This is a genomic window from Caulobacter sp. CCH9-E1 (genome assembly GCF_001556515.1).
In the GTDB taxonomy this organism is placed as follows: domain Bacteria; phylum Pseudomonadota; class Alphaproteobacteria; order Caulobacterales; family Caulobacteraceae; genus Caulobacter.
Map to the genome: position 1 here is coordinate 1 of NZ_LSJA01000387.1, position 9,079 is coordinate 9,079.

Below are 9,079 nucleotides of genomic sequence, written 5' to 3' on the forward strand. Positions count from 1 at the left end.
CCCTTTCGGACGATGTGCGTTCGAACATTGTGGGGTGGGTTTGTGTAGAAGTCGCGCGGGCGATTTCGTGAGCGTTGCCCGACAGTTAGGCCCGGATCGTCGGTGCGATTGTGTAGAAGGGTTGTGTAGCAATCGTCGAAAGACGGTTCCCCGGACGGTGAAACCTCAACGTTTTCAGCGATGTTTTGGGAAGTGGCGCACCCGACACGATTCGAACGTGTGACCTTTGCCTTCGGAGGCCGTCCAGGCCCGTTTTTCAGCGCGTTTCATGAGCGTTCAATCCGTTTCAAGTTTCAGAAAAATATAGGTTATTTTCGTTTCAAGTTGAGTCGCGCCGTTGCGCCATGTAGCGTCTTTTCTGCCCCACTAGCGCCCCGCGCCGGGGGCGCGAGGGAGGGCGGCGATGGTCAAGGCGAGCCTCATTTCCACGGATCGGCAAGTGTCCGGGTTGAAGGCGCGTGAGCGCGCCTACGAGCTTTCAGTGTCCGGCGTGCGCGGCCTGGTCCTGAGAGTCTTTCCCTCGGGGACCCGCAGTTTCGAATTCCGCTATGTCGCTATCAACGGGAAGCGTAAGCGGATGCCGCTGGGCTCTTACCCAGAGCTTGGCCTGGCGAAGGCCCGTGAACTCGCCGGAGCGCTCAGGGTGAGGGTCGTCCAGGGCGATGACCCCGCGCAGGAACGCGTCGAAGCGCGGATCGCGGCCCGGACGGGCGAGACGCTCGCCGAGCTAGCCGAAGCCTATTGGGGCGCAGCGGAGCGCGGGCTGCATGGCGGTCGGGGCCGGCCAAAGACGGCCAAGACTCTCAGCGTCGAGAAGAGCAGATGGAGCCGATACCTCGCTCCTGGGCTTGGCGACGTGAAGTTCGCCGAGCTACGCCGCCGCGACATTAAGGCGTTCATGCGTCAGCTCGCCGTGAGGCACGACCTTTCCGCCGACTCTCTGGCGTCCATTGGCGGCACTTTGTCCGCGATCCTGGGCTTCGCGGTTCACGAGGAGCGCATCGACGCGAATCCGGCCTATGGCGTCACCAGGCCGTTGGCGCTGCGCACGCGGGAGCGAATGTTCGACGATGCGGCGCTGGCCAAGATCTGGAAGGCTCTGATCCTGGCTTCAGAGCCGCGCGTGCGCGGTGAAGATCGGGAAGACAAGCACGCGCGCCTGGAGCCCCCGACAGCCTTGGCTTTAAGGTTTGCGCTGCTCACCCTATGTCGCCGATCCGAAGTAGCCGGCGCACGCTGGGACGAGATCGACGAGAACGCCAGAGTTTGGGTGGTTCCGGCGGAGCGGATGAAGGCGCGTCGGCCGCACGTGGTGCCGCTGTCAGAGCAGGCCTTGCAGGTGCTCCGGGATGCGCGGCTACGGTTCGGGATGGGTGAGTACGTCTTTCCGGCGCATGAGGATCGCCAGCGGCATCTGTCGCCCGACGTAATGACGCGTGGTGTGACCCGGCTTTGCCAGCGTCACGGGTTGCCGCACGGCACGCCTCACGATTTCCGACGCAGCGGGGCGACGACGTTGACTGGAGAGCGCTACGGGGTCCGGCGGTTCATCGTGGCCAAGGTCTTGGCGCACACGGCCGATGATGGCGCTTCGGCGATCACTGCAGTGTATGACAGGAATGACTACCTGCCCGAAAAACGAGCCGCGTTGGGCGCGTGGGGTGAGCATATCCAGGGCCTGGACGGCGCAGTGCTCGCACGCTCAAGTAATGTCGTCCCGTTCCGCGTCGCGAAGGTCTAACGAGGGCGCGATGTCAAAGTTTGTGCCTATCAATGTTGGATTCAAAATATTCTTTGGAATTTCGGAAAAAGAGACAATCTATTCGTATATTGGATCGGAAAACTTCCAAAATATTATCGGTCCAGCCAGGAGATCGACGCAATTTTTCGTATCTGCTGCGGCGCTTTATATTATTGTGTTTCCGGCACTCTACGCGTTGTTTGCGGGTGCATTTCTTATACGTGGACTTTCTGCATTCACCTTGGTGGCTTTTTTATCGACGGTAGGGCTATTCCTGGTCTGGGTGATGGGTAGGGAGGTGAGTAGATCCGATAGTGAGATTATCGGGATGTCTCCTCGCAATTACTATCAGCAGATAAATGAGCTTTTCGAGTTCAAAAATTTCATTCTGTCAAATGATATAAAGATCTATTGCAAGAGGAGGCTATATTCTGCGTCGAGCGATGTGGTCGTCGTGGACCCCCAACTCCTGACAGAAGATCACGGCATCGTCTGGATATTTGGTAGAGAGCGCGGCTTCGTAGTGCCGAAAAATATTCATCGTCCGGTAATAATGGGCGATCTTATGGTAGATGTATCCGAAATTTCTGGCCTAATGCCGGGATCGTTCTCAAAAACATTAAGCTTTGCAGCTAATTCATTGCGTGATGTTCCGAATATGTCGGTGGAAGAACTCGACAGATTGGAGCATGCGTTAGAGTTCGCGGGGGAGTACTCGGATTCTCTGGCCTGGTGCTTTAAGGTCTTGAAAGCCTACTCAGAAATTCCTCGCGGTGAAACCTTCGCTACGGCTCTCAAGGCGCTTAGTGCCAAAAAGCTGGTTTCGGACGAGCAACGCGAACGGGCGCGTAAGTTAATCGGCGGTCGGTACGAGCCGTTCAACGATACGCTAGGCAGGGCGGCCAAGCGATTGAATCTAAAATGAATACCAAACGATACCGCTCGCGACCTTGAAGGTACCATTCCTCCAGATCCCCCTAGTTGCACCCGCCCGAAACGCAGAGGTGCAACATGCGACTCCTTCGACTACCCGAGGTCATCGAGACCATCGGCTTTGGTTCCAGAACCACCATATGGCGCGCCGTTCGGCGCGGTGAATTCCCCCAGCCGCTGATCATCGGCCGTAACTCCATCTGCTGGAGGGCTGACGAGATCGAGGCTTGGGTGAACGCCCTTCCGCGTCGGCGCTATGGCGCTGGCGGCGCGGCTCCGAAAGGCGAGCCGCGTCCATGAAGATCCCCGCCTTCTTCAAGCCTCGCCGCGAGCTGCCCGAGCATGAGATCATCCACTTCATGACCAGGCACGGCGGCGTCTGCCACTGCCACGTGGTCCGCTGCGCTATCGGCGACAAGCGCCATGTGGCGTTCCTCAACATCGCCGGCTCCCCACAACACCCTACCGGCGACATCGAAGGTCTCGCCTCGTTGGCGCTCCGCGTGATGGGCGCTCCGGCCAACTCGCTCGTCTTCTGGGAAGTCGATCGGCACGAGTGGGAGGATCGCATCACCTACCACAGGGTGGAGTTTGGGAGCCTCCGACGTGGCGCCTTCTCCTTGCCCCGATGGCGCATGGAGCCGCTCCCCCAGCCCCTCGCGGACGCCGTCGAGCGGGCGTGGGTCATCGGCGCGGCCATGAAGTCGGGATCTTCCGCCGGGAGATCGAAATGAGCCGGCAAGCATCCGTTCGCTCCACGAGCTCTCTCGGCTGGGCCGGCTACCAGGTAACTCCCACCGCGCCTAACAACGGTTCGGACTTTGGGGAGAGGAGGACACACACCCGTCGCACGCGTGGCCCCAACAAAAGCTGGAGATTTTGCGCTTTCAGTCCGCAAGCGCCAGTTCGCCGCCTAGCGTCGAACGTCCCGCCGCTATGGGCTTTTCAGCGAAAGCGCTCCGCATGCGCAGGGGGCGGCTGAGATGAGCCGGACGCCCGTCTCGCTTCGCCTCACGCGGGCGCAGATCGCTTTCCTCCGGCATCATGCCGAGGCTCATGGCGTTAGCCTCTACCAGTCCAGCACCCGAGCCATGGAAGCGGGCCTAGCGGCGCTAGCCGGCGCTTCGGAACCGGGAGCGGCGGAGGAGCCGGTCGCCGCCCTGATCGGCGAACTCTTGGCCAGGGTTGAGCGGCTGGAGCGCGTGGCCGATCGAGCCCTCTACAGCGCAGCGGCGGCTTACGCCTATGCGCGCCAGGCCGCCCTAGCCGGCGCTCGCGACGCCAAGGCCATGGACGAGGCCGTCTCAGAAGCTGCCGGCGAGGCCTATCGCCGACAGCGCGACCTTGCGCGAGGCGGATCGTGAGCGCGCCGATCAAGACGGGCCAGGGGCTCGTCGCCCATGGACTTGGCGCCGCGCTTCAACGCTGGGCCGGCTACGCCAAGATCACGCTTGTCATCGTGGCGCTGTCCATGACGGCGCTGATCACGCGAGAGACCAGCGGCCCGCAGCGGATGCTAGGGACGGCCTACGTTGAGGCGCGCCTCAAGCTCTGGCTTGCCGACGGCCAGCCGGTCGAACCGACCGTGAAGATCACCGGTCATCGCGGTGCCTTCGATGTCCCGGCCCGCGAGATCGTCGCGACGCCGGCCGCCGCGCGCGCCTGGTCAGCGCGAGCCTTCGAGGGCTTGGCCTTGGCGCGGTGTCGGGCGCCTTTGCCAGCCTCGCCTGGTCTGCGGTGATGGATCGCTGGGGCCGTCGCGCCGCTCGCGATCGGGTCATCCGGGGCGCGGACGTGTTGAGCGCCAGGGCCTTGGCCGCAATGACCGAGCCGGCGGCGGGCGAGCAAGCGCTCCGTCTTGGTGAGGTCGCGATCCCCACGGATCTTGAGACCCGCCATGCGGCGTTCGTCGGCTCGCCTGGCAGCGGCAAGACCACGGCTCTGCGCCAGTGGCTCGACGGGTTGGAGGCGCGGGGAGAGACCGCGCTCGTCTATGACACCTCCGGCGAGTTCGTGGCTCACTACTACCGACCAGAACGCGGCGACGTGATCCTCAATCCGTTTGACCAGCGCGGCGCCTATTGGAACCCGTTCGACGAGATCACTCATCCGGCCGACGCCGACCGCATCGCCGCCCAGCTCGTCACGGCCAGGGGCGATGCGGCCGACGACGTCTGGACACTCGCCGCGCGCGCCCTGGTCGCCAACGTCATGCGGCAGCTTTGGCGTGAGGGGCGCGCCGAGCCCGCCGCGCTGATCGAGATGCTCTGCCTCGCCAGCAAGGACGAGCTGCGTCAGTGGCTCGCCAACACTTCATCGGCGCGGACCTTCGAGGAGGACGCCGACCGCGCCACCGCCTCGGTGCTCTTCATGTTGGCCGAGGTCGTCAACCTGCTGCAGTACCTGAAGGTGGAACCCGCGAAGGGGCAGCGCTTCAGCTTCCAGGCCTTCATAAAGGGTCTAGACGCCCGACAGGGCGCCAAGCCCTGGGTCTTCGTGCCGCGCAAGGAAGACTATTTCGAAGCCATGCGACCGCTGCTGGCCTGCTGGCTGGAATGCGCTTGCGGCGCGATTCTTGGTCTTGAGCCGCATTCCGATCGTCGCGTCTGGATGATGCTCGATGAACTTCCCGACATGCCGGCTGTCGATCAGCTAACGCGGCTCCTGCCCCAGGGTCGCAAGTTCGGCGCGGCGGTCGTCATCACCTTCCAGGCCATCGGGCAGATGCGCGACCGCTACGGCAAGGACGCCGCTGAGGCTCTCCTGGGCTGTTGCAACACCAAGCTCTTTCTTCAGATGACCGACAGCGATAGCCGCCGATGGGCGAGTCAGACGATCGGCGATGTCGAGGTGGAGGTGCGCGGCGCGACCGAGTCCCTGGCCTTTGAAGTCGGCAAGGGCCGAACCTCACTCGCCGCCCATCGCCAGATCCGGCCGGCGCTGATCGACAGCGAGTTCAAGCTGCCGCGTTTCCATGGCGTCTTGCAGTTGGCCGACGGGCGACCGGCAGCGCGGATCGAGCTCAACAACCGCCACATCGCCGCTCGAGGACCCGCGCGCCATCCGGCCTTCGTGCCCGGAGATGTGGGCGCGACCTTTTGGGGGCACCTGCCAAGCCGTGGCCGGAGCGAGCCCGTGGTTCCAGACGGCGGGCCTGTGTGATGGTCGCCACCATCAGCGGGCTTTCGAGTTCAGCTCAGGCGGCCAGCTACTACGAGGCGGACGACTACTATTCGGAGGACGGCCTTGCCCCGAGCGAATGGCGCGGCGAGGCCGCCGAGGCGCTTGGGCTGTCTGGCGAGGTCGATCGCGACGCCTTCAAGGCGCTGCTGGATGGCGTCCTGCCCACGGGCCAGGTCCTGGGCACGCACCGGGGCGGGGAGCGCGAGCATCGGCCCGGCTGGGATCTGACCTTCAGCGCACCCAAGTCGGTCTCGGTCATGGCCCTGGTCGCGGGCGATACGCGCCTGATCGCCGCCCATGACGAGGCCTCGCGCCGAGCCTTGGCCTATGTCGAGCGCCATGGCGCGGCGACCCGGGTGCGCGATGGCGCGGAGGTCGCTCACGTGAAGACCGGCAACCTTGCGGCAGCGACCTTCCGCCATGAGACCAGCCGCGCCCAAGATCCGCAGCTTCACACGCACAGCGTCATTCTCAACGCGACGCGCGATCGTGAGGGGACCTGGCGCAGTCAGGAGGGGCGAACCTTCTTCCAGCTCCACAAGGCCGCTGGCGAGATCTACCGACAGGAGCTGGCCGCTGCCGCCGAGCGGCTGGGCTACACGCTCGCCGTCGGCAGGGAGTCGGCCTTCGAGCTGGCCGGCGTACCGGAGGCGGCGCTGAAAGCCTTTAGCCATCGCGCCGCGCAGATCGAGGCGCACCTGGCCGAGCGCGGCAAGACCCGCGAGACCGCCAGCGCCGCCGAGCGCCAGATGGCGACACTCGACACCCGCATGGCCAAGGAGGCGCACGACCGGGCCGATCTCGTCACGGCCTGGCGCGCGAGCGCGGACGCGGCGGGCTTTGATCGTGAGGCGCGCTTTTCCTTGATGGATCAGGCCAAGGCCCGGGCCGAGCGACAGAGCGCGGAGGATCGCCTCGCCAAGCAAGGCGAAGCCGAGGCCGCCGCGCGCGCAGCCGTGGGCTTTGCGGCCGAGAAGCTTGGGGAGCGCCAATCTGTGTTCAGCGCCGCCGAGCTAGAGAGGGAAGCCGGCCGCCGGCTCATGGGACGGGCGGGACAGGGTGAGGTATTGGGCGCGATCGGCCGCGCGATCGAGGTCGGAGATCTGGAGGCCAGGACCCACAGCGATAGACGCGGCGCGGAGGGGGCGGGGTTCACCACCCGCCAGAACATCGCCGATGAGCTTGCTTTGCTCCGCGCCGAGTATCGCGGGCGCGGCATGGCCCAGCCAATCGCCGGTCCAGTCGAGGCGGCGCGTATCGTCGCCAGTGCGGTGCTCGCGGCCAAGGATAACCGACAGGCCTGGACCGCTGACCAGCAGGCGGCGACGCGGGCGATCTTGGCGAGCCGCAACCAGGTCGTCGCGGTGCAGGGGTACGCTGGCACAGCCAAGACGACGACCGTCCTGGCGACCTTCGCCAAAGCAGCCGATGCGGCCGGTTATGAGGTTAGAGCCATGGCGCCGTCGGCGTCGGCGGCCCAGACTTTGGGTCAGGCCCTGGGTCTCGAAAGCCAGACTCTGGCGCGGCACTTAAAGATCGAGGCCGATCGCGGCGAGGCTCGCGCGCCGCGTCGCGAGGTGTGGCTAGTGGATGAAGCCAGCCTCGTCTCCGCCCGCGACATGGCGAGGCTCCTGGAGCGCGCCGAGGCTGTCGGCGCGCGGACGGTGCTAGTCGGCGACACCAAGCAACTCGGATCGGTCGGCGCCGGCGCGTCCTTCGCGCAGTTGCAGGGCGCGGGCATGGAGACCGCGCGGCTGACTGAGATCGTCCGCCAGACCAACGCCAAGACCAAGGAGGCCGTTGAAGCGACGCTTGAAGGCCAGATCCGCCGCGCGTTCGAGGCCTTGGACGCCGGCGGCGGACGGATCGTTGAGGCGGCCACGCCCGAGGCGCGCCGCGCCAGCCTGGCGGCCGACTATGCGCGGCTGTCGGCGCAGGAGCGGGCGCGGACCATCGTCATTGATCCCTCACGTGAGGGCCGCGAGGCGCTCAACGCCGAGATCCGCCGCGAGCTGATCGCGCAGGGGGCGCTTGGTAAGAACGCGATCGTCGCGTCAGTTCTTGTAGCCAAGGATCTGACGAAGGCCGAGGCACGCCAGGTCGATAGCTATGGCGTCGGCGAGGTGGTGGTGTTCAGCCAGCGCGACCAAGCGCGTGGCGTCCGACGCGGCGAGGCGTTCACCGTGGCGGGCGTCGATGCCGAGCAGGGTCGGTTGTCGCTGGTCGGCGAGGCGGGCAGGGCGCTCGACTGGGCGCCGGCGCAGTGGGGCAAGGCCGAGGCCTTCACCCGTGAGGCGCGGGAGTTGCGTGAGGGGGATCGGGTCGAGTTCACCCGCAATGATCCCGCGATGGCGCGCGCAAATGGCGGGCAAGCCGAGGTGACGAGGGTCCTCGATGCACGGTCGGTGGAAGTCCTCCGCGCAGATGGACGCGCTGAGATCCTCTTCCTCGACCAGGCGCGCGATCAGCACTTGCGCCACGCCTACGTCCAGACAGCCCACGCCGCCCAGGGGCGCACAGCCGACCGGGTCCTGGTTCATGCCGAGAGCGGGCGGGCGAACTTGGTCGATCGGGCGTCGATGTATGTGGCGCTGTCGCGGGCGCGGAATGAGGCCGTGATCTACACTGATGATCGCGGGAAGCTGGCGTTAGGAGTGGCGGAGAGAGTGTTCAAAATAGAAAACGCGCTTGAAGCTAATTCGAGTGAAGCGACGCGTTTTGCGTGATGTCCTCAACAAGCGGCGCAATGTTGTCCAGCCGATAAAGCCGCACTTCATTTTTTTCTAGCTGTTCTCCGACCGCGTCATAAAAGGACTCGGGTTTGTCGCTAAAATCGCCCACCACTACTAGACGTTTTTGAGGCCCGTGAATCTTTGACTGTTTCCAGAGCAGCGCGCCTTCAAGCGCACGCTTACCGGCCTTTTCTAAAGCTTCGCTAGGATCGGGGCCGAACTGCATGCCATCGATGAGATTGTAAGCGCCGTTCTGGTAGCCGAACGGAGCCTTGATGCTAATGCCCAGATCCGGCAGCTCGAAGGGTTCGGGCTTTTCTTCGACGAAGCCAAAAACTCTAGCCTCTACGAAAGCCTCCTTTAGCACTCGCGCCATGCGAGGGCGGCGATGTCGGATCTTGTCCTCTCCAACCAATTCGCCGAAGAGCCGATCCAGCACTGTCCGCCGTCAGCGCCTTTGAGACAGATTGAGGGTTCCGTTTAGAGGAGG

At 64.5% G+C, this 9,079-nt stretch carries 9 protein-coding genes; 8 read left to right on the top strand and 1 reads right to left on the bottom strand.

All coding sequences use genetic code 11. The annotated features are described in order from the left end of the window. Window positions 1–403 precede the first annotated feature (403 nt). From AX690_RS21740 to mobF, 8 genes are all read left to right on the top strand, one after another. Window positions 404–1,741, top strand: coding sequence for a site-specific integrase (locus tag AX690_RS21740; RefSeq protein ID WP_066730558.1), 1,338 nt, complete (start codon window positions 404–406; stop codon window positions 1,739–1,741). 10 nt (window positions 1,742–1,751) lie between these two features. Continuing rightward, a complete protein-coding gene (locus AX690_RS23120) occupies window positions 1,752–2,666 on the top strand; it encodes a hypothetical protein (RefSeq protein ID WP_156449757.1) in 915 nt (304 codons plus the stop codon). An 86-nt stretch (window positions 2,667–2,752) separates the two neighbouring features. Beyond that, the gene (locus AX690_RS24055; RefSeq protein ID WP_082769808.1) at window positions 2,753–2,974 is read left to right on the top strand and encodes an AlpA family transcriptional regulator; all 222 of its coding nucleotides are present in this window, start codon (window positions 2,753–2,755) and stop codon (window positions 2,972–2,974) included. Further along, entirely contained in the window at window positions 2,971–3,408 is a 438-nt protein-coding gene (locus AX690_RS21745; RefSeq protein WP_066730559.1) for a hypothetical protein, read from the top strand. Before AX690_RS24055 ends, AX690_RS21745 begins: the two co-directional genes overlap by 4 nt. 249 nt (window positions 3,409–3,657) lie before the next feature. Continuing rightward, window positions 3,658–4,038, top strand: coding sequence for a hypothetical protein (locus AX690_RS21750; protein WP_066730560.1), 381 nt, complete (start codon window positions 3,658–3,660; stop codon window positions 4,036–4,038). Next, window positions 4,035–4,415, top strand: a complete 381-nt coding sequence (locus AX690_RS21755; RefSeq protein ID WP_066730561.1) for a hypothetical protein — start codon at window positions 4,035–4,037, stop codon at window positions 4,413–4,415. Before AX690_RS21750 ends, AX690_RS21755 begins: the two co-directional genes overlap by 4 nt. Beyond that, window positions 4,376–5,836, top strand: coding sequence for a type IV secretion system DNA-binding domain-containing protein (locus AX690_RS21760; protein WP_231732272.1), 1,461 nt, complete (start codon window positions 4,376–4,378; stop codon window positions 5,834–5,836). Before AX690_RS21755 ends, AX690_RS21760 begins: the two co-directional genes overlap by 40 nt. Continuing rightward, window positions 5,773–8,583, top strand: coding sequence for a MobF family relaxase (mobF, locus tag AX690_RS21765; protein WP_369798243.1), 2,811 nt, complete (start codon window positions 5,773–5,775; stop codon window positions 8,581–8,583). Before AX690_RS21760 ends, mobF begins: the two co-directional genes overlap by 64 nt. On the opposite strand, the gene AX690_RS23125 is transcribed toward mobF, so the two are convergent. Next, on the bottom strand, window positions 8,552–9,028 hold the full coding sequence (locus AX690_RS23125) for a hypothetical protein (RefSeq protein WP_156449758.1): 477 nt from the start codon (window positions 9,026–9,028) through the stop codon (window positions 8,552–8,554). The genes mobF and AX690_RS23125 overlap by 32 nt on opposite strands. Window positions 9,029–9,079: the final 51 nt, after the last annotated feature.